The sequence below is a fragment of the Luteimonas lutimaris genome (assembly GCF_039537065.1).
Lineage (GTDB): Bacteria > Pseudomonadota > Gammaproteobacteria > Xanthomonadales > Xanthomonadaceae > Luteimonas > Luteimonas lutimaris.
This window is the reverse complement of sequence record NZ_BAAAZU010000031.1, coordinates 1-25,943: the sequence shown is the minus strand read 5'-3', so window position 1 is coordinate 25,943 and position 25,943 is coordinate 1. Positions and strand designations below refer to the sequence as shown.

Here is a 25,943-nt window from a genome sequence, read left to right as displayed (position 1 = left end):
AATGAAGGAGAACGACTGGTCGAAGCCGACGTCCTCGATCAGCTTCATGGTCTTTTCGAAATCCGCGTCGGTCTCGCCGGGAAAACCGACGATGAAATCCGACGAAATCGAGATGTCCGGCCGCACCGCGCGCAGCTTGCGGATCTTCTGCTTGAACTCCAGCGCCGTGTAGCCGCGCTTCATCGCCGCCAGGATGCGGTCGCTGCCCGACTGCACCGGCAGGTGCAGGTAGTTGGCCAGCTGCGGCACGTCGCGGTAGGCCTCGATCAGCGAGTCGGAGAACTCCAGCGGATGGGAGGTGGTGAAGCGGATGCGGTCGATGCCGTCGATCTCGGCGATGGTGCGGATCAGCAGGCCAAGGTCGGCGAAGTGTTGTTCACTCGGGCCAAGGCCCTCGCACGCTCCCTCGCCGTACGGCCCGCGATAGGCGTTGACGTTCTGGCCGAGCAGGTTGACCTCGCGCACGCCCTGCGCGGCGAGCTGCGCGACTTCCACCAGCACGTCCTCGAACGGCCGGCTCACCTCCTCGCCGCGGGTGTAGGGCACCACGCAGAACGAGCAGTATTTCGAACAGCCTTCCATGATTGAGACGAAGGCGCTGGGACCCTCGGCGCGCGGTTCGGGCAGGCGGTCGAACTTCTCGATCTCGGGGAAGCTGATGTCCACTTGCGGCGTGCCGGTCTCGCGGCGGGCACGGATCAGCTCGGGCAGGCGATGCAGGGTCTGCGGGCCGAACACCAGGTCCACATACGGCGCGCGCTTGACGATCGCCGCGCCCTCCTGCGAGGCCACGCAGCCGCCGACGCCGATGATCACCGGCTTGCCGTCGGCCTTGAGCGACTTCCAGCGGCCCAGCTGGCTGAAGACCTTTTCCTGCGCCTTCTCGCGGATCGAGCAGGTGTTGACCAGGACCACGTCGGCCTCAGACACGTCGTCGGTGAGCTCCAGCCCGTCGGCGTCGGCCAGCACGTCGGCCATGCGCGCCGAGTCGTACTCGTTCATCTGGCAGCCGTGGGTCTGGATATAGAGCTTTTTCGCAACAGGCGAGCGTGCCGCGGGTTTTCCGCGCGCGGCCGGGGCGGAAGCGGGCGGAGCGGCGGCCGGGACGGCCTGGAGGTCGGTTTCGGTCATGGCGGGGCCGGGAAGCGGTGCTGAATCCGCGCCGGATTGGCTGCTGATGGGCCAATCAGTGTAATCGGTCACGTCCTGCCACTGCCGGGGACCGCGTTCACTATCAAGGACTTGGCAAGACGGGACGGACGGGTGACACTCCGCGCGATGAAGGGGGCAAGGGGACTACTGACGATCGCCTGCCTGCTGCTGGCTACGCCGGTGGCCGCCGGCACGCTGTACCGCTGCGACAGCCCTGACGGCAGCCGCAGCTACGTCAGCAAGCGCGTTTCCGGTGCCAAGTGCGTGGCGGTCGCTCAGTCCAGCCCCGCGCCGAAGCACCGCGCCACGCCCGCGCCCCGGTCCGCGCCGGCCAGCAACAGCAATCCGCCGGCCACGTTCATGGGCACCGGGTCGACGGCGGCGGAGGCGCAGCCCGCCGCGGCGCCATCGGCCTCGCAGGGCCGCAAGCCCACGCGGCTGGTGCAGGGCAAGGTCTACTCCTACATCAAGGACGGCGTGCGCCACTACACCAGCAAGCCGCCCAAGGGCGTGGAGGGCGCCACGGCGCTGCGCACGATCCGCTACAGCTTCCTCGAAACCTGCTTCGCCTGCGGCAGCGCGCCGGGCGTGGACTTCAACAAGCTGCGCCTGAACACGACCGCCTATTCCAGCGAAATCAGCCGCGCGGCCCGGCAGTACGGGGTGGACGAGGCCGTGGTGCGGGCGATCATCCACGCCGAATCGGCCTTCAACCCGAACGCGCTCTCGCGCGTGGGCGCGCAGGGACTGATGCAGCTGATGCCGGCCACCGCGCGGCGTTTCGGCGTCGGCAACCCCTTCGACGCGGCCCAGAACATCCAGGGCGGCGTGCAGTACCTGGCCTGGTTGCTGAAGCGCTTCAACGGCGACCTGACCCTCGCCGCGGCCGGCTACAACGCCGGTGAGGGCGCGGTCGACAAGTACAACGGCGTGCCGCCCTACCGCGAAACCCAGCGCTACGTGCAGCGTGTCGGGGTCCTGGCCCAGCGCTACCGCAGCTCGCTGGCGGCCGTGAACTGACCGTCGCCAGGGCGGTTTCCGGCCGGGTCGGGGACGCCCGGAACGCATTCGATGGCCCTGAAGCATTGTCGGCCGATTCAGCGTTCCGTTACACTTTATCGTCTTTGCGGCCGCCCCCGGGCGACCGCGGCAGCCACTAACTAGCGACCGAAAGATTTGCGGAGTGCCGGATGGCCAATGAACAAGTGCTTGATCCTGTCGACGGCGGAGGGACGGTCGACCATGGCCGACGCCGCTTCCTGACCGCCACCACGGCCGTCGTGGGTGCGGTCGGTGCGGGATTCGCCGCGGTGCCCTTCATCAAGTCGTGGAACCCGAGCGCGCGGGCCAAGCTGGCCGGCGCGCCGATCACCATCGACATCAGCGCCCTCGGCGAGGGCCAGCGCCTGGTCGACGAATGGCGCGGCCAGCCGATCTGGGTGGTCAAGCGCACCAAGCAGATGCTGGACGTGCTGCCGACGCTGGATCCGCGCCTGGCCGACCCCGAGTCGACAACCGACCAGCAGCCCGAGTACGCGAAGAACGAACTGCGCTCGATCAAGCCGGAGATTTCCGTGCTGGTCGGGCTGTGCACGCACCTGGGCTGCTCGCCGGAAATGGTCGCCGAGATCAAGCCCGAACCGTTCGACCCGGAGTGGAAGGGCGGCTACTTCTGCCCCTGCCACAAGTCGCGCTTCGACATGGCCGGCCGCGTCTTCCAGGGCGTGCCCGCGCCGATCAACCTGCTGGTGCCGCCGCACCACTACGAGAGCGACACCAGCATCGTCATCGGTGTCGATCCCCAGGGAGCCGCATAAGCCATGTCGAACGTGATCTCGCGAACCGCCAACAACGTGTGGGACTGGGTCAACCAGCGTGCGCCCGGCATGATGCCGATGTACCGCAAGCACATGACCGAGTACTACGCGCCGAAGAACTTCAACATCTGGTACTACTTCGGCTCGCTGGCCCTGCTGGTGCTGGTCAACCAGATCCTGACCGGCATCTTCCTGACGATGCACTTCAAGCCGTCCGCGGCCGAAGCGTTCTCGTCGGTCGAGTACATCATGCGCGACGTGGAGTGGGGCTGGCTGATCCGCTACATGCACTCCACCGGCGCCTCGCTGTTCTTCATCGTCGTCTACCTGCACATGTTCCGCGGGCTGATGTACGGCAGCTACCAGAAGCCGCGCGAGCTGGTGTGGATCCTCGGCATGCTGATCTACCTGGTGCTGATGGCCGAGGCCTTCATGGGCTACGTGCTGCCGTGGGGCCAGATGTCGTTCTGGGGCGCGAAGGTGATCATCTCCCTGTTCGGTGCGATCCCGGTGATCGGCAACGGCCTGACCGAGTGGATCATGGGCGACTACCTGCCCGCCGACGCCACCCTCAACCGCTTCTTCGCCCTGCACGTGATCGCGCTGCCGCTGGTGCTGCTGCTGCTGGTGGTGCTGCACCTGGGCGCCCTGCATGAAGTGGGTTCGAACAACCCCGACGGCGTCGACATCAAGAAGGGCCCGAAGGGCAACCGCTGGGACGCGAGCAAGCCGCTCGACGGCATTCCGTTCCACCCGTACTACACGGTCAAGGACCTGGTGGGCGTCGGCTTCTTCCTGATCCTGGCCGCCTTCATCATCTTCTTCGCGCCGACCTTCGGCGGCTGGTTCCTCGAGCACGACAACTTCACCGAGGCCAACCGACTGGTGACGCCCGAGCACATCAAGCCGGTGTGGTATTTCACCCCGTACTACGCGATGTTGCGGGTGGTGCCGTCGTTCTTCGCGATCAAGCTGTGGGGCGTGCTGGTGATGTTCGCCGCGATCGCGGTGCTGTTCCTGGTGCCGTGGCTGGACCGCAGCCCGGTGCGCTCGTACCGCTACCGCGGCTGGCTGTCGTGGGTGATGCTGGCGATGTTCGCCGTGTGCTTCCTGTGGCTGGGCAAGATCGGCGCCGGCCCGGGCACCGACCCGGTCGAGACCATCATCGGCCGCGTGCTGACCTTCCTGTACTTCGTGTTCTTCATCACCATGCCGCTGTGGACGAAGTTCGACCGGACCAGAGCCGTGCCGGAACGGGTGACGATGCATGAATAAGGCAAGCATGTGGAAGCCGACCCAAGCGCCTGCGCACGTCGCGGGCATGTCCACCAGCCAGCACTTCCGGAAGGTCACGCTCGTGAAGAAGCTCGCCATTTTCGCCGCCGGCCTGATGCTGTCGTTCGGCGCGATCGCCGCCGAGGGCGGCAACCTGCGCCACGCCGGCACCGACATCGGCGACAAGGCCTCGCTGCAGCGAGGCGCCAAGCTGTACATGAACTACTGCTCGGGCTGTCACTCGCTCAAGTACCTGCGCTACTCGCGCATGGCCGAAGACCTCGGGCTGACCGAGGAAGAGGTGATGGACAACCTCAACTTCACCGGCGCCAAGGTCGGCGAGCAGATCCAGGTGTCGATGGCCGAGGACCACGCCAAGCAGTGGTTCGGCAAGCTGCCGCCCGACCTGAGCGTGATCTCCCGCGTGCGCGGCAGCGACTGGATCTTCAGCTACCTCACGTCCTTCTACCAGGACGAGTCGCGCCCGCTGGGCTGGAACAACACCGTGTTCGCGAACGCGTCGATGCCCAACCCGCTGTGGGAGATGCAGGGCCTGCAGCGCCCGGTTTACGGCAAGACCGATCCGGAAACCGGCGAAGCGCCGGTCGAGCATCTCGAGATCGCGCAGCCGGGCACGCAGGACAAGGTCCAGTTCGACCAGACCGTCCGCGACATCACCGCTTTCCTGGAGTACGCCGGCGAACCGGCCGCCCTCAAGCGCCAGAGCCTTGGCGTCTGGGTGATCCTGTTCCTCGCGTTCTTCACGTTCCTCGCGTATTTGCTGAAGAAGGAATACTGGCGCGACGTGAAGTGATTCCACGCAGGTAACCGGCGGGCCGCGGGAATGCGGCCCGGTTGGTGTCCGGTCCGCGGACCGGACAGGCCTGCGCTGGGATGGCTCGGGGGACCGGGCGACCGTCCGCGAGGCGCGGGCGGCGTCGATGCGGCCGGCGGATCCGGCCGTTGGAGAAGCCCATGATGGCAGCGAGTCCGCGTATGAGAAATGCACTGACCCTGTTTTCCTCCGTCGATGATGTCCTCTGCCACCGCGTCCGCCTGGTGCTTGCCGCCAAGGGCGTGACCTACGACCTGATCCCGGTCGACCCGCAGAACCCGCCCGAGGACCTGATCGACCTCAACCCGTACCATTCGGTGCCAACCCTGGTCGAGCGCGACTTGGTGCTGTACGCGGCCAGCGTGGTCAGCGAGTACCTCGACGAGCGCTACCCGCATCCGCCGCTGATGCCGGTCGATCCGCTGTCCCGCGCGCGCCTGCGCCTGGCGATGCTGCGCATCGAGCACGACTGGGTGCCGCAGGTGCAGGCGATCCAGTTCGGCACCAGGCAGCAGGCCGACGTCGGCCGCAAGCGGCTCAAGGAGCTGCTGACCGCCTCGGTGCCGCTGTTCAAGGCCAGCAAGTTCTTCCTCAACCCCGAAATGAGCCTGGCCGACTGCGCCATGGCGCCGATCGTCTGGCGGCTGGACGCGCTGGGCGTGTCGCTGCCGAAGGACGGCAAGGCGATCGAGGACTACGGCAACCGTATCTTCCGCAACCCGGGCTTCGTGCGCAGCCTGACGACGCAGGAAAAGAGCCTGCGCGAGCTGCCGGCATAGCACCGGCAATGCGGTCCGCGCATCGGCACTCCGCGGGTCGCGCATGCGCGCGGCCGCTGCGGCCGCGTCGCTTCGACCCTCGCCGCAGCTTGCCTTAGACTGCCCGCATGAGCGACGCGCCGCCCGCGATGACCAGCCATCGCCCGTACCTGCTGCGGGCCCTGTACGAATGGATTGCCGACAACGGCATGACCCCGCACCTGCTGGTGGATGCCAGCCAGGCCGGCGTGCGCGTGCCGCCGCACACGGTCAAGGACGGGCGCGTGGTGCTCAACATCGCCGACCGCGCCGTGGCCAGGCTGGAAATGGACAACGACAGCGTGCGCTTCACCGCGCGCTTCGGCGGCGTCAGCCACCCGGTGGTGGTGCCGATCGCGGCGGTGATGGCGATCTACGCCCGCGAGACCGGGCAGGGCATGGCGCTGCCGGAAGACATCGCCGGCAGCGATGGCGCCGAAGCGGCCGACGGCGATACCGGCGCCGACAGCGCGCCGGCCACCGGGTCCGACGAACATCCCGACGACGACCCCACGCCACCGCGGCGCGGCGGCCACCTGCGCGTGGTCAAGTAGCCGCTGCGGGCTGGTGTTTGCGGGAGCTTTTGTGGGAGCGGCCATGGCCGCGATCGGGTGCAGGCGTCGCTCCATCGCGGCCATGGCCGCTCCCACAGCCACGCGGGTGTTGCATCAGTGCAGCTGCACCACGCTCGCCGCCTGCGCCGGACCGCTGAAGTAGACCAGCTCGCCGCTGCGCAGCACCAGCCGCCCGACCTGGCGGTCGTCGCCGCCGCGCGAATACTCGAACCGGAACGCGCGCTCGAAGCCAAGCTTTCCATCCTCGCCGCGGTGCAGGCGTACGCCGGTCGCGTGCACGGTCTGGTCGAGCAGCTGCACGTCGGCGGCGCGGCAGGCATTGCGGCCCAGGACCTCGGCGCGCTCCGCGGCGGCGCGCGCCGAACTCCACAGGGCCGCGCCGATGGCGCCCACGATCATCAGGATCACGAGGGTTGGCATGCCGGCAATGTAGGCAGGTCCACGCGGACTTGGCAATCGTTGCGAAGAAGGACCGCGAGGGACTGGCCGGCCCGTGATGCCGGGCCTGTCGGTGAGAGGTGGTAAGAGTGGAAAGTGGGAGCGGCCATGGCCGCGATGGAGCGATGCCTGCACCCCATCGCGGCCATGGCCGCTCCCACCACAGCAAATGCTCCCACGACGGCAGGTGCTTACGCGCTGCGCCCAGTGCTTACCGCGTCGGCGGCGGCCCGAGCTTCATCGACAGGTCGATCGCCCGCACGTGCTTGGTCAGCGCGCCGATCGAAATACAGTCCACGCCGTCCTCGGCAATCGCACGCAGGCCTTCCAGGTCGACGCCGCCGGAGACTTCCAGCGGGATCGCACCGTTGAACGGATCGGCCGCGGCGATGCGCACGGCCTCGCGGCGGGCGGCGCGGTCGAAGTCGTCGATCAGTACCCGTTCGCAGCCTTCCGAGAGGGCCTCGCGCAGTTCGTCCAGCGTCTCCACCTCCACGATCAGCGGCAGCGACGGCTGCTGCGCGCGCGCGGCGCGGATCGCCGCGGTCAGCGAGCCGGCGGCGCGGACGTGGTTTTCCTTCAGCATCACCGCGTCGAACAGGCCCATGCGGTGGTTGACGCCGCCGCCGGCGTGCACGGCGTACTTCTGCGCCACGCGCAGGCCGGGCAGGGTCTTGCGGGTGTCGAGGATCTGCGGATCGGGCAGCGGCGCGCGCGCGCCGCGCACGGCTTCGACGTGCGCCGCAGTCGTCGTGGCGGTGCCGGTGAGCGTCTGCATGAAATTCAGCGCCGTGCGCTCGGCGCTGACCAGCGCGCGGGCATGGCCCGACAGCGTCGCCAGCACGGTGCCGGCAGCCACGCGGTCGCCCTCGGCCACGCGCCAGTCGATGGCCACGTCCGGGTCGAGCGCGCGGTGGCAGGCGTCGAACCACGGCCGCCCGCAGACCACCGCGTCCTCCTTGCACAGCAGGTAGGCGACGTCGGCGTGGTCGGGCAGCAGGGCGGCGGTGACGTCGCCGCTCCCGATGTCCTCGGCCAGGACGCGGGCGACGTCGGCTTCGACCGCCTCGCGCGGCGGCGGGGTGATCGCGTCGCCGCTCATGCCTGCGGGAAATCCGCGACCTGCGCGGTCGCCAGGCCTTCTTCGGCCAGCAGCACCGGGATGCCGTCGTCGATGCGGTAGACGATCTTGCGGTCGCGCGTGACCAGCGCCTCGCGCAGCGGTTCGGACTGCGGCGTGTCGTCGGCGCGCTTCACGCCGGACGCGGCGATGGCGCGGTTCAGCGACTCCAGCCCGGTCTTGTCGAGCAGGGCCAGCGGCTGGCGGCTGGCGGGGCAGACGAGGATGTCGAGCAGCTTGCGGTCCATGGCGGATTCGGGCGCGTGGGCGGGATTGGCGGTAAAGCGTAGCACCACGCCAGACGGAGCGAAGGCGCTGCCCCACCCGCAATCCCGGGGCGCAGCTACGCTAAAATGCCGCTTTGAAGCAGGGAGCAGCCATGTCCACCCCGCCCGCAAGCCCCGCGCCGATGGTCGGCGTCGTGATGGGGTCGCGTTCCGACTGGGAGACGATGCAGCACGCCGCGCAGAAGCTCGAAGCGCTGGGCGTGCCGTTCGAGGTGCGCGTGGTTTCAGCGCACCGCACGCCCGACGTGTTGTTCGACTACGCCGCCACTGCGCAGGCGCGCGGGCTGCGCGCGATCATCGCCGGTGCCGGCGGCGCGGCGCACCTGCCGGGCATGCTGGCGGCCAAGACCGCGGTGCCCGTGCTCGGCGTGCCGGTGCAGTCGAAGGCGCTCAACGGCATGGACTCGCTGCTGTCGATCGTGCAGATGCCGGCCGGCATCCCGGTCGCGACCTTCGCCATCGGCAACGCCGGCGCCGCCAATGCGGCGCTGTTCGCCGCGGCGATGCTGGCCGCGGACCATGCGGATGTCGCCGGTGCGCTCGACGCGTTCCGTCGCCGCCAGGCCGAGCAGGTCGCCGGCAACGACGACCCGCGCATTCCCGTCGGAAACTGACATGACCACCGTAGGAATCCTGGGTGGCGGCCAGCTCGCCCGCATGCTGGCCCTGTCCGGCGCGCCGCTGGGCTTGCGCTTCCTGGTGATGGATACCCAGCCCGACGCCTGCGCCGGGCAGTTCGCGCCGCTGCTGGTGGGCGATTACCGCGACGAGGCCGCGTTGGCGGAATTTGCGTCGAAGATCGACGTGGCGACCTTCGATTTCGAGAACGTGCCGGCCGAATCCGCGAAGTGGCTCAGCGAGCGCGTGCCGGTGTTCCCGAATCCACGCGCGCTGGGCCTGATCCAGGACCGCCTCGCGGAAAAGACGCTGTTCCGCGACACGGGCATCCCGGTGCCGGCATTTGCCGACGTGACCTCGCGCGAAGGGCTCGACGCCGCGATCGCGCAGGTCGGCATGCCGTGCATCCTCAAGACGCGGCGACTGGGCTACGACGGCAAGGGACAGTTCCGGATCAGGCCGGGAACCGGGGAAGCGACAGCCGACGCCGCCTGGGCCGCACTGGGTGCGCAGGCGCAAACGGTTGGCCTGATCCTCGAAGCCTTCGTGCCGTTCGAGCGCGAGCTCAGCGTGGTGGCCGTACGTGGCCGCGACGGCGAGTTCCGCACCTGGCCGCTGACCGAGAACTGGCACGTCGACGGCGTGCTGTCGGCCAGCCTTGCCCCGGCGCGGGTCGACGACGCGCTGGCCGCGACCGCGTTCGACTACGCGCGCCGTCTGGCCGGGGAGCTGGACTACGTCGGCGTGTTCGCGCTGGAGCTGTTCCAGCACGGCGGGGATTTGCTGGCCAACGAACTGGCCCCGCGCGTGCACAACTCCGGGCACTGGAGCCATGAAGGCGCGGAAACCTCCCAGTTCCAGAACCACCTGCGCGCCGTGCTCGGTCGCCCACTGGGCGCGACCACGATGCGCGGCCATGCGTGCATGCTGAACTGGATCGGCGAGCTGCCCGACCCGGACCCGGTGCTGCGGGCGGCGGGCGCGCACTGGCACGACTACGGCAAGTCGTCGCGGCCGGGGCGCAAGGTCGGCCATGCCACCGTGCGCACCGATTCGGTGACCGGGCTGGCGCAGGTGCTCGAACGCGTGGGTGCGGAACTGGGCCGCGACGCGCAGGTCGCCCCCGTCATCGCCAGGCTGCGCGAGGGGTAGGCGGCGCGGGCTACTTCAGGTTCGAGGCGACGAAGTCCCAGTCGACCAGGTTCCAGAACGCCTCCAGGTACTTCGCCCGCGCGTTGCGGTAGTCGATGTAGTAGGCGTGTTCCCAGACGTCGCAGGCCAGCAGCGGGATGTCGCTGCCGGTCAGCGGGGTGGCTGCGTTGGAGGTGGCCGCCAGGGCCAGTCCGCCGTCTTCGCGCTGCACCAGCCACACCCAGCCCGAGCCGAACAGTTTCAGCGCCAGCGCGTCGAACTGCGCGCGCAGCGGCTCGAAGCCGCCGAAGGCATTGTCGATCGCCTCGCCCAGCGCGCCCGACGGCGTGCCGCCGCCACCCCCGGCCGAGGGCCGCAGGCAGCGCCAGTAGAAGGCGTGGTTCCAGGCCTGGGCCGCGTTCTCGAATACCGCGCCCTGGGCCTTGCGCACGATGTCCTCCAGCGGCGCCCCGGCCAGGTCCGTGCCGGCGACCAGCGCGTTGAGCCGCTCCACGTAGCCGCGCTGGTGCTTGCCGTGGTGGTACTCGACGGTTTCGGCCGAGATGTGCGGTTCGAGCGCGCTGCGCTCGTAGGGCAGGGGAGGCAGTTCGATGGCCATGGCGTCCCGGGCGTGTCGGATGATGTGTCCAGCGGGCCGCAAGGCCTGCGTGGCTTACAATACGGCCTTCCGAAACCCCACGCACGGCCGCGGCGCAGTCCGCCGCGGCGCTGTGCCATGCAGGAGAGTGCAATGTCCGTTCTGGAGCGGATCAAGACCGACGTCGAAGGCCACCCCATCGTCCTTTTCATGAAGGGCACCCCGCAGTTCCCCATGTGCGGCTTCTCCAGCCGCACCGTGCAGGCGCTCAAGGCGGCCGGCGTCGGCGACGAGATGTACACGGTCAACGTGCTCGAAGACCCCGACGTGCGCGCCAACCTGCCGCGTTACTCCAACTGGCCGACCTTCCCGCAGCTGTTCATCCACGGCGAGCTGATCGGCGGCTGTGACATCACCATGGAGCTGTACGAGTCCGGTGAGCTGGCGCGCATGATCGCGGAAGTGCAGAAGGCGTGAGTGCGGCGCCGGCCACTGCCGGTGACGCGCGGCCGGGCGCGCTGCAGGACCGGGTCGTCCTGGTCAGCGGCGCGCACGGCGGCCTCGGACGCGCGGCGTCGATCGCCTGCGCGCGCGCCGGCGCGACCGTCGTCCTGCTCGGCCGCAAGGTGCCCAAGCTCAACCGCGTCTACGACGCCATCGCCAAGAGCGGGGAGGGGCTGCCGGAGCCGGTGAACTATCCCTTCGACCTCGAAGGCGCATCGCCCGACGACCACGCCGAACTCGCCCGGCGCATCGCCGACGGCTTCGGCCGGCTCGACGGCCTGCTGCACTGCGCGGCCGATTTCCGCGGACTGACGTCGTTCGAACGCAGCGACCCGGCCGCCATCGCGCGCGCCATCCACGTCAACCTCACTGCCCGCGCCTGGCTCACCCAGGCCTGCCTGCCGCTGCTGCGCAAGTCGCCCGACGGCGCGGTGGTGTTCGTGGTCGATGACCCGGACCGTGTCGGCGGTGCCTACTGGGGCGGCTACGGTCTCGCCCAGCACGCGATGGCGGCGATGGTGGGCATGCTGCACGCCGAGCTGGCCAGCTCCAGCGTGCGCATCAGCGGCCTGCAGCCCGGCCCGATGCGCACCACGCTGCGTGCCCAGGCCTACGTCGAGGAAGACGACCGCGAAGCCGCCGACCCGGCGCAGTACGCCGATGACTGCGTGACCCTGCTGTCGGCGGACGGCGCCGCCCATCGCGGACAGGTGTGGAGCCCGCAGGCGTGAACTCCAGGGCGTCGTCGTACCTGCGCATGCGGGGAGCCGTTGGCCTTGTTCCAGGCCAATGGCATCCGGTCGCGACGAAGCCACTGGGTCCCCGCCTGCGGGGGGATGACGACTTCAATTTCCGCGCCACCCCCGACGGGCAAAGGAGGCACCCATGACCATCGTCTCCGCCGCCCTGCTGCTGTTCCTGATCCTCGACCCGCTCGGCAACGTGCCGGTGGTGCTCAGCCTGCTGCGCCCGCTGACGCCGAAGCGCCAGCGGATCGTCATGGTCCGCGAACTGCTCATCGCGCTGGGCGTGCTGCTGGTGTTCCTGTGGTTCGGCAAGTACGCGCTGGAGCTGATGCACCTGCGCCAGGAATCGGTGTCGATCGCCGGCGGCATCGTGCTGTTCCTGATCGGCATCCGCATGATCTTCCCGCCGCCCGAAGGGCTGATGGGCGCGCTGCCCGGCGGCGAACCCTTCATCGTCCCGATCGCGATTCCGATGATCGCCGGACCGTCGGGCATGGCCGCGGTGATGCTGATGGGCAGCCAGGAACCCGACCGCCTGGGCACCTGGAGCCTGGCGTTGATGATCGCCTGGGGCGCGGCTGCGGTGATCCTGCTGTCGGCCACCGTCCTGTACAAGCTGCTCGGCACCCGCGCCCTGACCGCGGTCGAGCGGCTGATGGGCATGCTGCTGGTCGCGATCTCGGTGCAGATGTTCCTCGACGGCATCGGCGCCTACCTTGGAATCGCTTCCAGCGCCTGACGCCCGACGGACCGACAAGCACTTGCCGGGCATTGCTCAAGTCGGGCCGGAAATAGCCGAAAACGCCTGTGATGCAGCTGTCATTTCACTGTCATCCGGGCGGTCTATCGTGTTAATCTGTTGTTAACCCCTGAAGACGGGCTTGCAGCCTGCGTGGGGTGGGGACTTCCCAGTCATCGTGTTTCCAGGCTTGCGCGACATCGCGCAATTCCGTCCATTGCATCGAGGCCAACCAGACCATGAACCATTCCCGTCTTCGACTTTCCAAGCTGTCGCTCGGGCTGATCGTCGCGCTCGCCGCTGCACCTGCGTTCGCGCAGAGCACATCCGCCGGTGTCGGCGGCCTTGTCACCGGTGCCGACGGCAACCCGGTTGCCGGTGCGGAAGTGACGATCACCCACGTCGAGTCGGGCACGGTCAGCCGCGCCACCACTGACGCCAGCGGCCGCTACACCGCGCGCGGCCTGCGTGTGGGCGGCCCGTACACCATCACCGTCACCAAGGCCGGTACCGGTACCGATACCGAGGAAGGCGTCTACCTCGACCTCAACAAGGTCAACGCGATCAATGCGCAACTCGGCAGCAGCGAAGCCACGACGCTGGGAACCGTTGCGGTTACCGCCTCGCGCATGCTGGATACATTCAACCCCGACAACAAGGGCGTCGGCACCTCGATCAGCGGTCGCCAGCTCGAAATTCTTCCGGCGGGCAGCCGTTCGCTCGACGATGCCGCGCGCATGGATCCGCGCGTCACGGTGATCGACCAGGCCGGCGGTTCGATTTCCGTCGCGGGCGTGAACAACCGCTACAACACCATCTCGGTCGACGGTCTGTCGCAGGGCGACCCCTTTGGCCTGAACGGCAACGGCATGCCCTACACCGGCAGTCCGATCTCGGTGGACACCATCGCCGCCTACGACATCAAGATCTCCGATTACGATGTTGCGGCCGATACCGTCGGCGCCACGGTCAACGCCGTGACCAAGTCGGGTACCAACGAGTTCCACGGCTCCGTGTACCACGTCTACAAGAACGCCGAGGACATGGTCGGCAGCCGCGACGGCGAGAAGTACGACCTGTTCGACACCGACAAGACCACGGGCTTCACACTCGGCGGCCCGATCGTCAAGGACAAACTGTTCTTCTTCGCCTCGTACGAAGAGCAGAAAATCACCGACTTCGGCGGCGCGTCCCAGTCCGACGGCGTGGCCAATGGTTTCGTCACCTCGCAGGAAGTCCAGGAGGCGATCGATACGGCCACGGCCCTCGGCATGGTGCCGGGCAACCACGGTTCGACCGGCGTCAACCTCGAGAACAAGCGCACCTTGGTCAAGCTGGACTGGAACATTAGCGACTACCACCGCGCCAGCTTGACCTACCAGCAGACCAAGGAATTCCGTCCGTCGCCGTATGACGCGTATCCGGAAAACGTGGTGCTGTCGAGCCACTGGTACAACATCGATAACGTCACCAAAAACACGTCGCTGCAGCTGTTCAGCGACTGGACCGACAACTTTTCGACCGAGATCAAGCTCAGCCACCAGAAGTTCGACCAGGTCAACGGCAACCCGATCAACCAGCCGGAAGTGGAGATCGAAACCGCCGGCGGCGGCTCGATCTTCATCGGCGAGGACAACAACCGCCACGAAAACCAGATCAACACCGAGCGCTACACCCTGTCGGCGTTCGGCACCTATTACGCCGGCGACCACACCATCAAGGGCGGCGTGGATTACATGCGCCACGATGTGTACAACCTGTACGGGCGCGACCTGCATGGCTCGTACGTATTCACCAGCCTTGCCGATTTCGCCGCGGGCAACTACGACGTGTACAACCTGCGTCGCCCGGCGCCGGGCTTCACCGAGGCGGATACCGCGGCGGCACTCGTCTACACCCAGGTCAGCCCGTTCCTGCAGGACACCTGGCAGGTCAACGACAAGCTGTCGCTGACGTACGGCCTGCGCGTGAACCTTCCCAAGGCCGACAAGGCGCCGGTCCGTACCCCGGGCTTCGAAGAGGCATTCGGTTTCCCGAACGACTACAAGCTGGGCTCAAGTAACAAGGTCATCATGCCGCGCGTGTCCTTCAACTATTCGTTCGATACCGAGCGGTACTCGCAGTTGCGCGGTGGCGCGGGCCTGTTCCAGAGCGTCCCGCCCTTCGTCTGGCTGGCCAACCCCTACCAGAACAACGGCGTGACCTCGCTGTCGTACCGCTCGTTCGATTCGGCCGATGCGCCGTTCAGCTCCGATCCGTACAACCAGAACATTCCGGCCGGCGGAACGCCGAGCTACCAGATCGACTCGATCGACCCGGACTTCAAGCTCCCGACTGTCTACAAGTTTAGCCTCGGCTACGACGCGGAACTGCCGTGGTGGGGAATGATCGGTACGGTCGAGTTCCAGCAGATCAAGGCCAAGGACGCGGTGTTCTACCAGGCGCTGAACCTCGGTCCGGCACAGGGCACGCTGGCTGACGGTCGCCAGTACTTCTGGTGCAACCTCGGCAGCATGAGCAGCAGCAACCGCACCTGCGGCGCGAACCCGGACTTCACCACCAATTCCACGGTGATGGGCAATACCGACAAGGGTTCGAATTCCTCGGTGACGTTCGCCCTGAGCAAGCCGCTGGCCAACAACTGGTTCGGCAGCCTGAGCTACACCTACACGAAGGCCAATGAAGTGGCCTCCGACGGCAGCTCGCAGGCTTGGTCCAGCTACCAGTACGTCTCGCGCGTCAACCCGAACCAGGAGTTCGCGACGAATGCGGGCCGCGTGATTCGCGACTCCATCAAGGCCACGCTCGGCTGGGAGAAGGCGCTGTTCGGTGACTACAAGACCAGCGTCGCCGCGTACTACAACGGCCACTCCGGCCTGCCGTATACCTGGACCATCAATGGCGACACGAACGGCGACGGGATCTACCAGGATCCGGCCTACATCCCGCTGGCCAACGACCCGATCGTGAGCTACGGCTCGGCGACACCTGAGCAGATCGAGGCGTTTCAGGATTTCATCTCGAGCAATTCGTATCTGAATTCCCGTCGCGGCAGCATCGCGGACCGCAACGGGGACCGGTACTCGTGGGTCAATCAGCTCGATGTGAGCGTCCAGCAGGAACTGCCGGGCTTTTTCAAGGGCCACAAGTCGGTGATCCGCCTCGACATCTACAACTTCCTCAACATGCTCAACAAGGATTGGGGCGAGACGATGGGCGAGACCTTCTCGGACAACACCCGTTACTTGGCGCGGCTGGCTTCGGTCAATGCCGACGGCACGTATACCTACGACCTCGGAAGCTCAACCAACCCGTCTTGGGAGCGCCTGAGCGAGTACGACGCCAATGCCTCGTACCCCTCGCGCGTGGTTTCGCGCTGGTCGGCCATGCTGACGCTGCGCTACCAGTTCTGATCCACCGCAAACCGTTGTACGGAACGGCTGGGGCGACCCGGCCGTTCCTGTTTCCGGTGACAGGCGATTCCTGCCCGCACAGCCCCACTACGCTAAAGTCCCTAGCCGACGACACAAACAAGACAGAACGACTGGATGACCAAGACCCCCGGCCCCATGGCGACCACGCCCACGCTCCCCACCGTCAACGCCCGCATCTACCCGCGCGGCGGACTCGACATCCTCTCCCGAGACGAGGTCGCGCGCCTGCGCGATGCCTCGCGCGGCGGCATGCACGACCTGCTGCGCCGCTGCGCGCTCGCGGTGCTGACCACCGGCAGCACCTCCGACGACCCGCGCGCCGCGCAGGAGCTGTACCCCGATTTCGACATCGAAGTGCGCCAGCAGGACCGCGGCGTACGCATCGACCTGAAGAACGCCCCGGCCATCGCCTTCGTCGACGGCGAGATCATCCGCGGCGTCGCGGAGCTGCTCGCCGCCGTCGTGCGCGACCTGGTCTACACCTCGATCGAACTCGCGCCCGAATACGCCGACGAACTCGACACCTCCGGCGGCATCACGGATGCCGTGTTCCGCCTGCTACGCAACGCCAGCGTGCTGCAGCCGGCCGACCCCAACCTCGTGGTCTGCTGGGGCGGCCACTCGATCAACCGCGACGAATACCAGTACACCAAGGACGTGGGCTACGAGCTCGGCCTGCGCGGCCTGGACATCTGCACCGGCTGCGGCCCGGGCGCGATGAAGGGCCCGATGAAGGGCGCCACCATCGCCCACGCCAAGCAGCGCAAGCGCCACACCCGCTACATCGGCATCACCGAGCCGGGCATCATCGCTGCCGAGTCGCCCAACCCGATCGTCAACCACCTGGTGATCATGCCGGACATCGAAAAGCGGCTGGAATCATTCGTCCGCATCGGCCACGGCATCATCGTGTTCCCGGGCGGCGTCGGCACCGCCGAGGAAATCCTCTACCTGCTCGGCATCCTGCTGCGCGAGGAGAACGCGAAGCTGCCGTTCCCGCTGATCCTGACCGGCCCGGTCGCCTCGGCGCCGTACTTCGAGCAGATCGACAGGTTCATCCGCCTCACCCTGGGCGAGGGCGCCACCGGCCGCTACGAGATCATCGTCGGCGACCCCGAAAAGGTCGCCAAGCGGATGGCCGCCGGCATCCGCGCCGTACGCGAGTACCGCCTCGACCAGAAGGACTCCTTCTACTTCAACTGGTCGCTGGACGTGCCGCTGGAATTCCAGCAGCCCTTCCAGCCCACCCACGAAGCCATGGCCGCCCTCGACCTCCACCACGGCCGCAAGCCGCACGACCTGGCTGCCGACCTGCGTCGCGCCTTCTCCGGCATCGTCGCCGGCAACGTCAAGGAAGACGGCATGCGCCGGATCGAGGAATTCGGCCCGTTCCAGATCCACGGCGACAAGGACATGATGGAATCGCTGGACGCGCTGCTGCGGGCGTTCGTCGTACAGCGGCGGATGAAGATTTCCGGGGAATACCGGCCTTGTTACGAGGTGGTGACCTAGGAAGCCGGGGCGGGGCGGTTGGCTGGAGTTGCCTCGGGAACGGTCGCTGCTCTCCATCCCCGCGAAAGCGGGGACCCAGCGACTTCCGGCGCGCATCGGAAAAGCTCGCGGCTCCGGCCGCTCCTACGAAACCTGCCTGCCCTTGACCGTCATCCCCGCGCAGGCGGGAAGCGCTTTACAACAGCCGAAGGCTGGTCATCCAGTGACTTCGGCTCGTGCACCGGAAAAGCTCGCGGCTGAAGCCGCTCCTACAAAGAGCCAAAGCCCACTCGTCCACGCCTACACCACCGGCAACCGGATCCGCGCAACAAACGCATCCCCCTCGCGCCCTGACGTCAGGCTGCCGCGTCCCCCCGTACTCGCCTGCAGCCGTGCCCGCGTCGCCTGCAGCCCGATCGAATGCCCCTCGCCACCGCCATCCGCGCCGGCCGGCACCGGATTGCGGACCGCGATCACCACCGCATCCGCGTGCCGCGTGACCTCGATGCCGACTTCCCCGCCATCGGGCAGCCGCTCGATCCCGTGCCGCACCGCGTTCTCCACCAGCGCCTGCACCGACAGCGCCGGCACCTCCATTTCCGGCAGCGGCTCCGGCAATTGCCACGCCACCCGCAGCCGTGGCCCGAAGCGCACCGCCTCGATCTCCAGATAGCGGCGCACCAGCGCCAGTTCCTCCCCCAGCGCCACGTCATGCGGCCGCGCCAGCGCTGCCCGGAACAGGTCCGACAGCCCCAGCAGCAATTCCTCTGCCTGTTCCGGGTGCTGCCGCACCAGTGCGATGCCGCTGTTCAAGGTGTTGAACAGGAAGTGCGGCCGCACCCGCGCCTGCAACGCTTCCAGTTCTGACTGTTTGGCGCGAAGCGCGAGTTGCCGTCCCCGCCACTGCGCCTGGAACGCCGCAAGCGCAAGTAGCCCGACCGTCAGTGCAAGTCCGGTAAGCTGCAACGAAAACCGGAACCAGCCTTCCGCGGGCCTGACCCCCAAGTCGTCCAGGAACAGCCACGCCATCAAGCAGATCAGCCACGTGCTCAACAGCAGGGCTGCGAGCCCAGCTTGAGCGATGAAAGGTGGGGGCGCACGATCCAGCCAGCGCCGGCACAGGTACAACCCCCCCAGTGACGTCAGGAAGACCCACTGGATCGCAAAAGACGCCATCCCGAAGTACGCCAGCCAGTCCGGGGGCCCACCGGGCGCCAGCACCAGCACGACCGCGAGCGCCTCACCGGCCAGGATGATCCAGATGATGGTGCTGGCCTGCCACAGTGTGTCGAGCGGCCGGGGCGTGGTGGGCGGCGAAGGCATGCGGTTCGGGTCCTTGGTCCAGGGTCCAGTCCTGTGCCTCCGGACGTGCGGCACGTGCGGCCGAGTTTAGCCACCCATGCCGTGGATCGGGCCGTTCATCCCTGAAGTCGTGGAGTACCGTCCTGTGCAGGGCTAGGGTATGTCGTCCACGAAGGGGAGTGGTATGTCAGTGATTCTTCCAGCCGACATAGCGGGAGCGGCTTGTCATCGCGCGCGGGGGTTCACGCTGATCGAGCTGATGGTCACCGTCGCCGTCCTGGGGATTCTTGCGGCCGTCGCCGCACCCAGCATGATCGCGTTCGTCAACGCAAACCGGTTGAACGGTACGACGGGAGAGATGACGGCGTCGCTCCAACTGGCCCGTTCCGAAGCGATTCGCCGCAATGCCAGAGTGACGGTCTGCAGCAGCGCCGATGGCACCACCTGCTCCGGCAGTCCCGACTGGGATCGCTGGATCGTCATCGGGCGGGACAACGTGTCGGGAGATACCGATGTGATCAGGGAACAGACTTCGTCCGGTGGCCTGCAGCTCAGCGGCCCGACCACCGGCATCCGCTTCAACCCGTCCGGCCTGGTCAATGCGGAAGAATCGCTGACCGTATGCATGCCCACTGACAAGCCCGCGGAGAACCAACGGTTGCTCACCGTGCTGGCTGGCGGCAGCGTCATCACAACCGAAAAAGATGGCGGAGGTTCATGCCCGTGATTCGGAAACCCGTAACCAGCGGTGTCTTTCATCGTGTGCGTCGTCCGGCTTCCAAGTCGTCGCGCATGCGCGGCGTCAGCCTGATCGAGGTGCTCGTCTCCGTCGTCATCCTCGGCATCGGCCTGATGGGTGTCGCGGCGATGCAGTCGGTTGCATTGCGGGGGGGGCAGAGTTCACTCGAAACCAGCCAGGCGGTCATGCAGACCAATGCGATCGCGGAGGCCATGCGTGCCAACCGCGTCAATGCGGCCAGCTACAACACCGCCGGAATGCTCTGCGCTGCCGGTACCGGAAGCACGCTTGCCCAGAATGATCTCAGGGACTGGCTAGCCAGCCTAAAGACCAATATCACCAAGAATTCGACGGACGTGACCACCTGTGGACAGATCTCGAACTGTCCGGACAACTGCGAAATTACGGTCCGTTGGGATGACCGGCGTGCCGGTGGCAGCGGAACGCGCACGATTACGACCAGGACCCGCATATGAGTGCATCGCCCGTACACGCGAGGGGGGCCGTCCGGCGAATGACCGGATTCGGCCTGATCGAGCTGATGATCGCCATGGTGCTTGGCCTGATAGTGATCGGTGCAGCCTTCGCGATCTTCATTTCCAGCCAGAACACCTATCGTTCCAACGAAGACCTTAGCCGCATCCAGGAAAGCGCACGGATTGCGTTCGAATTGATGTCCCGGGACATTCGCGCCGCGGGCGGCTCGGCCTGCTCGAATTTCTCGGTCGTGGAAGGTAGCGGGACGGTCGTGGAAAGATTCCGGGATGAGGCCGTACGCGGAACTACCAACGCCGACGGTGTGGACTCGTTGCGGGTGGTTTCTGGCGATGATGCGGCTTATCGCGTGCTCGCATCGACCTCAGGTTCAGTCACATTGGATCCTGACGAGCTCGATGCGGCAGATGACGTCTTCGACGTGGATGACTTCATCCTGCTATGCAACGCGCGAAAGACCCACGTCGTCCAGACAACGGGTGTGAGTGGCATGACGGTGAGTTTTGCGACTCTGCCAGGCGGTTACAACCCTACCTCCGACGAATACGCCCCGCCTGGGGCCGTGGTGCTGGCACGTCTGCGCGACGTGAACTGGTTCGTCGGTGACAACGGTCGTGGTGGAAACTCCCTGTTCGTGTCGCGCATGGGTGGCACCCCACAGGAGGTTGCGGAGGGAGTACGGGAGCTCGATTTCGAGTATCTCCAAGCGGGTAGCAATGCCTACGTCGCCGCAGCAACTGTAGCGGACTGGCGCAACGTGATCGCGGTACGGATGACAATGACCTTGCAGGGCATAAGCGCAGATGGGGAAGCGTTGACCCGCACAGCGTCGAACGTAGTCAGCATGAGAGGGCGGACACTATGAGACTTGGTATACGCCGTTCGATGGGGCGAGGAAACCAGCATGGCGTCGCGTTGGTCGTCGTATTGGTGTTGCTGGTCGCCACGGCGATCCTGGCGATCGTCGTATTACGGAGTTCCTCCATGCAGGAACGGATGAGCGCCAACCTGCGCGATCGCAGCCTGGCCTTCCAGGCCGCGGAGTCCGCGTTGCGCTATGCGCAGGACCAGGTGCTTGCCACGGGCGCCTGGGATACCGCCATTCCGGACGCTGATGACTGCGTCAACTCGGGCATTTGCCCGACAGGCTCGAATCCCAACTGGATCGCCGTGCCTGCGTCCAGTTACGACTCGGCACGGCTCGCGGCAGCGCCGGAATACTGGATCGAATATCTCGGCACCGGTCCCGGCCGGAAAGGTGCTTGCGACGTTGCCGGAGAGGAGGAAAAAATCGAGTGCCAAAGCCCGATGTATCGCATCACCGCACGCAGTCGCGCCGAGGGCAGGGCGGACGTTTTCCTGCAGGCGAACGTCATCAGCCGTATCCCGGAACCAGGGGTGTAATCATGGAACGCTATCAGTCAAAATGCAGGAACTCGTCGAGTTCACAGAAGCCGCGCGGCTTTGCATGCCTAGCGGCCTTTCTTGCCACTGTGCTGGCGGGTCCGGCGGGCGCGGGCATGGATATTCCGGATGATCCGTTGACGACAGGAGCTCGTGTCGCGCCCAATATCCTGTTCATTTTGGATGACTCGGGGTCGATGACCTACGTCGCAATGCCTAAGGACATCACGAGTTGGAACAGTCTCGACGACGACATTACTGACAAATCCTACGTCAACAACACGATTTACTACGACCCTTCAAAGACCTATCGACCTTGGCTGAAGGCGGATGGCGAGACTCGGATGACGGGTGGAACCTCGTATACGAGCGCCTACAGCAGTGCAAATCTTGCGTCTGGAAATAAGATCGACTTGTCGAATGAGACGCAAACCTATTTTGTTCCCAAGCCTGGGGCTTCCGACCTTACAAAGCAGGCCAACTATTATCGCTACCAGATTCGTCAGGTTGGCACCCGGAATAGTGGTTACAAGCTGAGAGTAGTGAAAAGTGAATACCGCGCCAGTAAGGGAAGTGAGGGTGAGGCGAACGCGGGGTGCAGTGCATCGAAGAACAACTGGCAGAACTGCGAGTTCGCGGCTCCGTCGGGGCGTACTGAGCCAGAGGAGATGCAGAACTTCGCGATCTGGTACTCCTATCACCGAACCAGAATGAAGGCCGCAAAGGCGGGCGCTGGCGAGGCGTTTGCTTCGCTTGACGGAACGGTGCGGGTGGGGTTCAGGACAATATGGAAGCGCGGGGCCAATCACGACAACCCGATTCCGGTAAAGAATGGGGACGGTCGCTTCATTGATGATCCGGATGAGGATATTGAGAACCGAAGTGATTGGTACGACAACCTGTATTCTGCCGAAGGCAAGGACGGAACGCCCCTGCAGAATGCCTTAAATGATGCAGGCAAGTACTTCAGTAGTGCGAGCGAGTACGGACCGTATGGGCCGGAAAACGGCAGTTCTCAGCTTTCCTGTCGCCAGAACTTCACCATCTTGACCACGGATGGCTACTGGAACAGTGGTACCGCAGGCAGCGGGAATGTAGACAATCAGGGTGGCAGTATTATCAAGGGGGCAGGAGGGAAGACTTACAAGTACTCGCCGGAAGCACCCTACAAGGACAATTACACAAGCACGTTGGCGGACGTGGCAATGAAGTACTGGAATACCGACCTTCGGACGGAATCCTATATGGGGAACTCCTCAAGCCCCGAGGGCAACAATGTGCCTACCAGCAGCGTAGACCCAGCGTTCTGGCAGCACATGGTAACGTTTGGCATCTCAATCGGTCTCAAGACCTCCAAGGGTTGGTCCAGCGTATCCGACGTGCCGGATAACCCGAGTTGGCCAGATCCAGAAACTGGTAACACCAGCAGCAGTGCTGCGATTCCGGCCCGCATTGATGATTTGCTGCATGCGGCAGTGAACAGTCGTGGTGAATTCGTGGCTGCTTCCAGCCCGAGGGAGTTCTCCGAAGGCCTAGCCAAGGCGCTGGCTGCAATTTCGCAGCGAACGAGTTCGTCGTCGAACGTGGCAGCGAATTCTGTGTCGCTGGATAGCGAGTCGCTTCTTTTCAGTGCAAGCTACGTAGCCGGCATCTGGACGGGTAATCTTTCTGCTACACATGTGAGTGAAGATGGCGTCGGTGACGAGGCTTGGACTGCATCAATCCCCGCCTGGGGTTCGCGCAACGTTTTCACGTCGGAGGGCGGTTCCGGTACAACTTTTCCGACGGCCAGCCAGGTGGAGTTACTTGAGCGTAGTGGCGGCCCAGCCAACTTTGAAGTCAGCGGCACTGACAACGCGAACTACATCAAGGGTGAGCAGCGCCTCGAAGAGAATCACGATGGGACGCTGCGTGCTCGCACAAGCATTCTGGGCGACATCATCAATTCTTCGCCGGCCTACGTGAGGGACACCAACACCATTTACGTGGGTGCGAACGACGGCATGCTGCATGCTTTCGACGCGGCCGACGGTGAAGAATTGTTCGCTTACGTGCCTGGTCTTATCAATATCGGCGCACTGTCCAGGCTGAGCCGCGGAGACTATGCCCATCGTTTCTTCGTGGATGGCCCGGTGACGGTCAGCAGCCGGCGGTTGACGCCGGATAGGAACCTCCTCGTCGGAACGCTCGGGCGGGGTGGCAAGGGCGTGTATTCGCTTGACGTGACCACGCCTTCATCCTTCGCCGGTCGTGATGTCAAGTGGGAACTTGCCGAGACGCCCGGAACCAACATGGGTCTGGTCCTTGGAAAGCCGCTGATCTCGAGAGTCCAAGGCAACGCGAATGCCGCCGTAGTGATCGGAAACGGCGTGAATAGCGTGAACAACCAGGCCGTGCTGATGATTGTCGATGCGGGCACTGGTGCGGTCATCCGAGAGATCAGCACTGGAACCGGTTCCGCGGCGCAGCCCAACGGCCTGTTCGCGCCCACGGGCATTTATGGATCGGACGGCAAGTCGCTGGCCTACGTGTATGCGGGGGACATGCTTGGCAACGTGTGGAAGTTCGATCTGACATCCACGGATTCAACGTCTTGGAGCGCGAAGCGGATTTTTTCCGCGGTGGATGGTGCAGGCAACCCGCAGCCGATTACGGGCGGGCTGGCGGTTGCGATTCATCCGGTCACCAACAAGCGTTGGATTTTCTTCGGTACCGGGCGCTACCTGACGGTGCAGGACGCCGATACCGAGAACGCGTCGGTACAAAGCATGTACGGATTCATGGACGACGACGATCCGGCCGCGGATCCCGTTGCCCGAGGCGATCTGACGCGGCGGACCGTCCAGGTCTTGGCGGGCAAAGCGGACGGCTTCGAGGTGCGTGCCTTCGAAAGCAAGGCCAGATTGCCCGTCGACTCCAAGGGTTGGTATATTGACTTGCCCGACAGCGGTGAGCGTATCGTCCAGGATGCGCAGGTAGTATCCACGTTCCTCGTGACGGCCAGCATGGTGCCCACCGGCAATGCGTGCGGCGGGGAGGGTACGGGATACATCAACGCGCTGGATGCTTTCACCGGGACCAGCGCCGGTGGGTCATACTTCGACTTGGATGGCGACGGCAGCACCAGCGACGATGTGATCAATGACCTTCCGGTCGGATCGGTCAATTTGGGTGTTGGCATGCCGACGCTGCCTAACCTGTTGCGTGGACTGCTCGCAGCCGGCGGTAGCGGTGGCGGTGCGCCGGGCGGCACTCCTACGTTGCCTCCGCGTTGGGATCGTGCTTCGTGGCGAGAGATCAGGGGGAACTAAAGCATGTCCAACTGCTCATGCGTCGTATCGTCACCCATGAAGCATCGTGTTTGCGGCTTCAGCCTCATCGAGCTGATGATCGTGGTCGCGATCATCGGAATCCTGGCTTCGATCGCGCTGCCCGCCTACACGGAGCACATCCGCAAGGCCAGGCGCGCGGGGGGGGCGGCGTGCCTGCTTCAAGCACAGCAGCAGATGGAGCGGTTCTACACGACAGCGCTTGCATACAACGCAACAGGTTCGCCCACGGTGTTCACATGTGACAGTGACACTTCCGACTTTTATTCGATCGGGGTGTCCGGGGTCGATGCAAAAAACTACACCCTGACCGCGACACCGCAAGGAAGGCAGTCGGACGACTCCTGCGGCAACCTGACCATCAACCAAGCCGGAGCAAGAACGCCCACAACGAATGGCTGCTGGTGATCACGCGTTTGGCATACTTATAAATGAAAAACCCGCCGAAAGGCGGGTTTTTCATGTCTGGCGCCCGAAGTTGAAATTGAATGATTTCGCCAAGCTTGTGTCCCAGAAGCATTTTTTCCGGCAAGCAGAAAATTTGTCTACTCACATTTCTACTCAACGCCGGGTCCAAAACTGCGGCGCTGCGGCATGGGTGGAACTCCTGCGAGGCACCAAGCGCAACTGCTGGGCAGCCAGCAACGCCGACGCTTCCGAATAGAACTCGCGCGGCCGCGGCACGTAGTAGCTCGAGGGCCGTATCAGGCCGGGACCCACGAGGAGATCTTCCTGCAGGAGCCTCGTGAAGCCACGTCCTTTGATGAGCACGCCCCAACGCTTGCCGTCAGCGAGTTGGCCAGGTTCGATGGATCGGACAAGGCGAAGCATGCGGGCGATCTGCAATGGCAACAGCGAGATCAGTTTGTAAGGCATCAGAAGCCTCCAGCTGGAGGGGCAATCGTGCGACACGCCCATCGCATGGTATGCGACGCCTGATGGCTACTCGCACAGATCCCAGTCATCAGGGTTGCCCCAGAGAATTGACGGCTGGAAACCGCCGGGATGCGAGCGTGGATGCCCATCGAAGTGGGCGTCCGCAACCCGGGGGCCTGTCCAAGATTTTGTGTAACCGGGTACCCGGCAGGAGACTGTCGATCTACCCGGAGACACCATG

At 65.4% G+C, this 25,943-nt stretch carries 26 protein-coding genes; 19 read left to right on the top strand and 7 right to left on the bottom strand.

Annotation, left to right across the window (positions count from 1 at the left end; all coding sequences use genetic code 11):
- On the bottom strand, nt 1-1,002 hold a 1,002-nt coding region (gene miaB, locus ABD679_RS13820; protein WP_425561907.1), incomplete at its 3' end, for a tRNA (N6-isopentenyl adenosine(37)-C2)-methylthiotransferase MiaB.
- A gap of 276 nt (nt 1,003-1,278) precedes the next feature.
- Here miaB and ABD679_RS13815 point away from each other — a divergent pair.
- The 6 genes from ABD679_RS13815 (at nt 1,279) to ABD679_RS13790 (ending at nt 6,430) form a co-directional block, all read left to right on the top strand.
- On the top strand, nt 1,279-2,172 hold the full coding sequence (locus tag ABD679_RS13815) for a lytic transglycosylase domain-containing protein (RefSeq protein ID WP_344760586.1): 894 nt from the start codon (nt 1,279-1,281) through the stop codon (nt 2,170-2,172).
- A 170-nt stretch (nt 2,173-2,342) separates the two neighbouring features.
- Nucleotides 2,343-2,969, top strand: a complete 627-nt coding sequence (gene petA / locus ABD679_RS13810; protein ID WP_344760585.1) for a ubiquinol-cytochrome c reductase iron-sulfur subunit — start codon at nt 2,343-2,345, stop codon at nt 2,967-2,969.
- Nucleotides 2,970-2,972: 3 nt separating this feature from the next.
- Nucleotides 2,973-4,244 carry a cytochrome b gene (locus ABD679_RS13805; RefSeq protein WP_344760584.1) on the top strand — a complete coding sequence of 424 codons (1,272 nt, stop codon included), beginning with the start codon at nt 2,973-2,975 and terminating at the stop codon, nt 4,242-4,244.
- 115 nt (nt 4,245-4,359) lie between these two features.
- Entirely contained in the window at nt 4,360-5,058 is a 699-nt protein-coding gene (locus ABD679_RS13800) for a cytochrome c1 (RefSeq protein WP_344760866.1), read from the top strand.
- 164 nt (nt 5,059-5,222) lie between these two features.
- Nucleotides 5,223-5,858, top strand: a complete 636-nt coding sequence (locus tag ABD679_RS13795) for a glutathione S-transferase N-terminal domain-containing protein (protein ID WP_344760583.1) — start codon at nt 5,223-5,225, stop codon at nt 5,856-5,858.
- A gap of 107 nt (nt 5,859-5,965) precedes the next feature.
- Nucleotides 5,966-6,430: a ClpXP protease specificity-enhancing factor gene (locus ABD679_RS13790; RefSeq protein ID WP_344760582.1), complete on the top strand. Its 465-nt coding sequence runs from the start codon at nt 5,966-5,968 to the stop codon at nt 6,428-6,430.
- A gap of 114 nt (nt 6,431-6,544) precedes the next feature.
- On the opposite strand, the gene ABD679_RS13785 is transcribed toward ABD679_RS13790, so the two are convergent.
- The 3 genes from ABD679_RS13785 to ABD679_RS13775 all read right to left on the bottom strand — a co-directional run bounded on the left by ABD679_RS13785 (nt 6,545) and on the right by ABD679_RS13775 (nt 8,257).
- A complete protein-coding gene (locus ABD679_RS13785) occupies nt 6,545-6,871 on the bottom strand; it encodes a DUF3301 domain-containing protein (RefSeq protein ID WP_344760581.1) in 327 nt (108 codons plus the stop codon).
- Nucleotides 6,872-7,100: 229 nt separating this feature from the next.
- The gene (gene nadC / locus ABD679_RS13780) at nt 7,101-7,991 is read right to left on the bottom strand and encodes a carboxylating nicotinate-nucleotide diphosphorylase (RefSeq protein WP_344760580.1); all 891 of its coding nucleotides are present in this window, start codon (nt 7,989-7,991) and stop codon (nt 7,101-7,103) included.
- Nucleotides 7,988-8,257: a Trm112 family protein gene (locus ABD679_RS13775; protein WP_344760579.1), complete on the bottom strand. Its 270-nt coding sequence runs from the start codon at nt 8,255-8,257 to the stop codon at nt 7,988-7,990. Before ABD679_RS13775 ends, nadC begins: the two co-directional genes overlap by 4 nt.
- A 131-nt stretch (nt 8,258-8,388) precedes the next feature.
- Between ABD679_RS13775 and purE the strand changes: the two genes are divergently transcribed.
- Together purE and ABD679_RS13765 are read left to right on the top strand one after the other, a co-directional pair.
- On the top strand, nt 8,389-8,910 hold the full coding sequence (gene purE, locus ABD679_RS13770; protein ID WP_344760578.1) for a 5-(carboxyamino)imidazole ribonucleotide mutase: 522 nt from the start codon (nt 8,389-8,391) through the stop codon (nt 8,908-8,910).
- A gap of 1 nt (nt 8,911) precedes the next feature.
- A complete protein-coding gene (locus ABD679_RS13765) occupies nt 8,912-10,066 on the top strand; it encodes a 5-(carboxyamino)imidazole ribonucleotide synthase (protein ID WP_344760577.1) in 1,155 nt (384 codons plus the stop codon).
- Between the two features lie 10 nt (nt 10,067-10,076).
- Here the strand turns inward: ABD679_RS13765 and ABD679_RS13760 are convergent, their stop codons facing one another.
- The gene (locus tag ABD679_RS13760; protein ID WP_344760576.1) at nt 10,077-10,664 is read right to left on the bottom strand and encodes a superoxide dismutase; all 588 of its coding nucleotides are present in this window, start codon (nt 10,662-10,664) and stop codon (nt 10,077-10,079) included.
- Between the two features lie 132 nt (nt 10,665-10,796).
- Here ABD679_RS13760 and grxD point away from each other — a divergent pair, with 132 nt between their 5' ends.
- The 5 genes from grxD (at nt 10,797) to ppnN (ending at nt 17,578) form a co-directional block, all read left to right on the top strand.
- Nucleotides 10,797-11,120, top strand: a complete 324-nt coding sequence (gene grxD / locus ABD679_RS13755; protein ID WP_344760575.1) for a Grx4 family monothiol glutaredoxin — start codon at nt 10,797-10,799, stop codon at nt 11,118-11,120.
- On the top strand, nt 11,117-11,878 hold the full coding sequence (locus ABD679_RS13750; RefSeq protein WP_344760574.1) for an SDR family NAD(P)-dependent oxidoreductase: 762 nt from the start codon (nt 11,117-11,119) through the stop codon (nt 11,876-11,878). The genes grxD and ABD679_RS13750 overlap by 4 nt, the downstream gene beginning before the upstream one ends.
- Nucleotides 11,879-12,032: 154 nt before the next feature.
- Nucleotides 12,033-12,632 (top strand): YhgN family NAAT transporter, encoded by a 600-nt coding sequence (locus tag ABD679_RS13745; RefSeq protein WP_344760573.1) that lies wholly within the window; start codon nt 12,033-12,035, stop codon nt 12,630-12,632.
- 239 nt (nt 12,633-12,871) lie between these two features.
- Complete coding sequence (locus tag ABD679_RS13740) at nt 12,872-16,045, top strand: TonB-dependent receptor (protein ID WP_344760572.1); 3,174 nt, start codon at nt 12,872-12,874, stop codon at nt 16,043-16,045.
- A gap of 156 nt (nt 16,046-16,201) precedes the next feature.
- The gene (gene ppnN / locus ABD679_RS13735) at nt 16,202-17,578 is read left to right on the top strand and encodes a nucleotide 5'-monophosphate nucleosidase PpnN (protein ID WP_344760865.1); all 1,377 of its coding nucleotides are present in this window, start codon (nt 16,202-16,204) and stop codon (nt 17,576-17,578) included.
- Between the two features lie 279 nt (nt 17,579-17,857).
- Here ppnN and ABD679_RS13730 read toward each other — a convergent pair whose 3' ends face one another.
- Entirely contained in the window at nt 17,858-18,880 is a 1,023-nt protein-coding gene (locus tag ABD679_RS13730) for a sensor histidine kinase (RefSeq protein WP_344760571.1), read from the bottom strand.
- A 163-nt stretch (nt 18,881-19,043) separates the two neighbouring features.
- On the opposite strand from ABD679_RS13730, the gene ABD679_RS13725 reads away from it, so the two are divergent.
- From ABD679_RS13725 to ABD679_RS13700, 6 genes are all read left to right on the top strand, one after another.
- Nucleotides 19,044-19,586, top strand: coding sequence for a GspH/FimT family pseudopilin (locus ABD679_RS13725; protein WP_344760570.1), 543 nt, complete (start codon nt 19,044-19,046; stop codon nt 19,584-19,586).
- 65 nt (nt 19,587-19,651) lie between these two features.
- Nucleotides 19,652-20,074 carry a type IV pilus modification PilV family protein gene (locus tag ABD679_RS13720; protein ID WP_344760569.1) on the top strand — a complete coding sequence of 141 codons (423 nt, stop codon included), beginning with the start codon at nt 19,652-19,654 and terminating at the stop codon, nt 20,072-20,074.
- A gap of 38 nt (nt 20,075-20,112) precedes the next feature.
- On the top strand, nt 20,113-20,958 hold the full coding sequence (locus ABD679_RS13715) for a hypothetical protein (protein ID WP_344760568.1): 846 nt from the start codon (nt 20,113-20,115) through the stop codon (nt 20,956-20,958).
- Nucleotides 20,959-21,008: 50 nt separating this feature from the next.
- Nucleotides 21,009-21,497: a pilus assembly PilX family protein gene (locus ABD679_RS13710; RefSeq protein WP_344760567.1), complete on the top strand. Its 489-nt coding sequence runs from the start codon at nt 21,009-21,011 to the stop codon at nt 21,495-21,497.
- A 2-nt stretch (nt 21,498-21,499) separates the two neighbouring features.
- Nucleotides 21,500-24,808, top strand: a complete 3,309-nt coding sequence (locus ABD679_RS13705) for a pilus assembly protein (protein WP_344760566.1) — start codon at nt 21,500-21,502, stop codon at nt 24,806-24,808.
- Nucleotides 24,809-24,844: 36 nt separating this feature from the next.
- Nucleotides 24,845-25,234 carry a type IV pilin protein gene (locus tag ABD679_RS13700; RefSeq protein WP_344760565.1) on the top strand — a complete coding sequence of 130 codons (390 nt, stop codon included), beginning with the start codon at nt 24,845-24,847 and terminating at the stop codon, nt 25,232-25,234.
- A 153-nt stretch (nt 25,235-25,387) separates the two neighbouring features.
- Here the strand turns inward: ABD679_RS13700 and ABD679_RS13695 are convergent, their stop codons facing one another.
- Entirely contained in the window at nt 25,388-25,702 is a 315-nt protein-coding gene (locus ABD679_RS13695) for a hypothetical protein (protein ID WP_344760564.1), read from the bottom strand.
- Between the last annotated feature and the right edge of the window lie 241 nt (nt 25,703-25,943).

Coding starts and splice junctions, on each gene's coding strand:
- ABD679_RS13815 (WP_344760586.1), top strand. CDS start 1,279: ATGAAGGGGGCAAGGGGACTACTGACGATCGCCTGCCTGCTGCTGGCT.
- petA (WP_344760585.1), top strand. CDS start 2,343: ATGGCCAATGAACAAGTGCTTGATCCTGTCGACGGCGGAGGGACGGTC.
- ABD679_RS13805 (WP_344760584.1), top strand. CDS start 2,973: ATGTCGAACGTGATCTCGCGAACCGCCAACAACGTGTGGGACTGGGTC.
- ABD679_RS13800 (WP_344760866.1), top strand. CDS start 4,360: ATGCTGTCGTTCGGCGCGATCGCCGCCGAGGGCGGCAACCTGCGCCAC.
- ABD679_RS13795 (WP_344760583.1), top strand. CDS start 5,223: ATGGCAGCGAGTCCGCGTATGAGAAATGCACTGACCCTGTTTTCCTCC.
- ABD679_RS13790 (WP_344760582.1), top strand. CDS start 5,966: ATGAGCGACGCGCCGCCCGCGATGACCAGCCATCGCCCGTACCTGCTG.
- ABD679_RS13785 (WP_344760581.1), bottom strand. CDS start 6,871: ATGCCAACCCTCGTGATCCTGATGATCGTGGGCGCCATCGGCGCGGCC.
- nadC (WP_344760580.1), bottom strand. CDS start 7,991: ATGAGCGGCGACGCGATCACCCCGCCGCCGCGCGAGGCGGTCGAAGCC.
- ABD679_RS13775 (WP_344760579.1), bottom strand. CDS start 8,257: ATGGACCGCAAGCTGCTCGACATCCTCGTCTGCCCCGCCAGCCGCCAG.
- purE (WP_344760578.1), top strand. CDS start 8,389: ATGTCCACCCCGCCCGCAAGCCCCGCGCCGATGGTCGGCGTCGTGATG.
- ABD679_RS13765 (WP_344760577.1), top strand. CDS start 8,912: ATGACCACCGTAGGAATCCTGGGTGGCGGCCAGCTCGCCCGCATGCTG.
- ABD679_RS13760 (WP_344760576.1), bottom strand. CDS start 10,664: ATGGCCATCGAACTGCCTCCCCTGCCCTACGAGCGCAGCGCGCTCGAA.
- grxD (WP_344760575.1), top strand. CDS start 10,797: ATGTCCGTTCTGGAGCGGATCAAGACCGACGTCGAAGGCCACCCCATC.
- ABD679_RS13745 (WP_344760573.1), top strand. CDS start 12,033: ATGACCATCGTCTCCGCCGCCCTGCTGCTGTTCCTGATCCTCGACCCG.
- ABD679_RS13740 (WP_344760572.1), top strand. CDS start 12,872: ATGAACCATTCCCGTCTTCGACTTTCCAAGCTGTCGCTCGGGCTGATC.
- ppnN (WP_344760865.1), top strand. CDS start 16,202: ATGGCGACCACGCCCACGCTCCCCACCGTCAACGCCCGCATCTACCCG.
- ABD679_RS13730 (WP_344760571.1), bottom strand. CDS start 18,880: ATGCCTTCGCCGCCCACCACGCCCCGGCCGCTCGACACACTGTGGCAG.
- ABD679_RS13725 (WP_344760570.1), top strand. CDS start 19,044: ATGTCAGTGATTCTTCCAGCCGACATAGCGGGAGCGGCTTGTCATCGC.
- ABD679_RS13720 (WP_344760569.1), top strand. CDS start 19,652: ATGCGCGGCGTCAGCCTGATCGAGGTGCTCGTCTCCGTCGTCATCCTC.
- ABD679_RS13715 (WP_344760568.1), top strand. CDS start 20,113: ATGACCGGATTCGGCCTGATCGAGCTGATGATCGCCATGGTGCTTGGC.
- ABD679_RS13705 (WP_344760566.1), top strand. CDS start 21,500: ATGGAACGCTATCAGTCAAAATGCAGGAACTCGTCGAGTTCACAGAAG.
- ABD679_RS13700 (WP_344760565.1), top strand. CDS start 24,845: ATGAAGCATCGTGTTTGCGGCTTCAGCCTCATCGAGCTGATGATCGTG.
- ABD679_RS13695 (WP_344760564.1), bottom strand. CDS start 25,702: ATGCCTTACAAACTGATCTCGCTGTTGCCATTGCAGATCGCCCGCATG.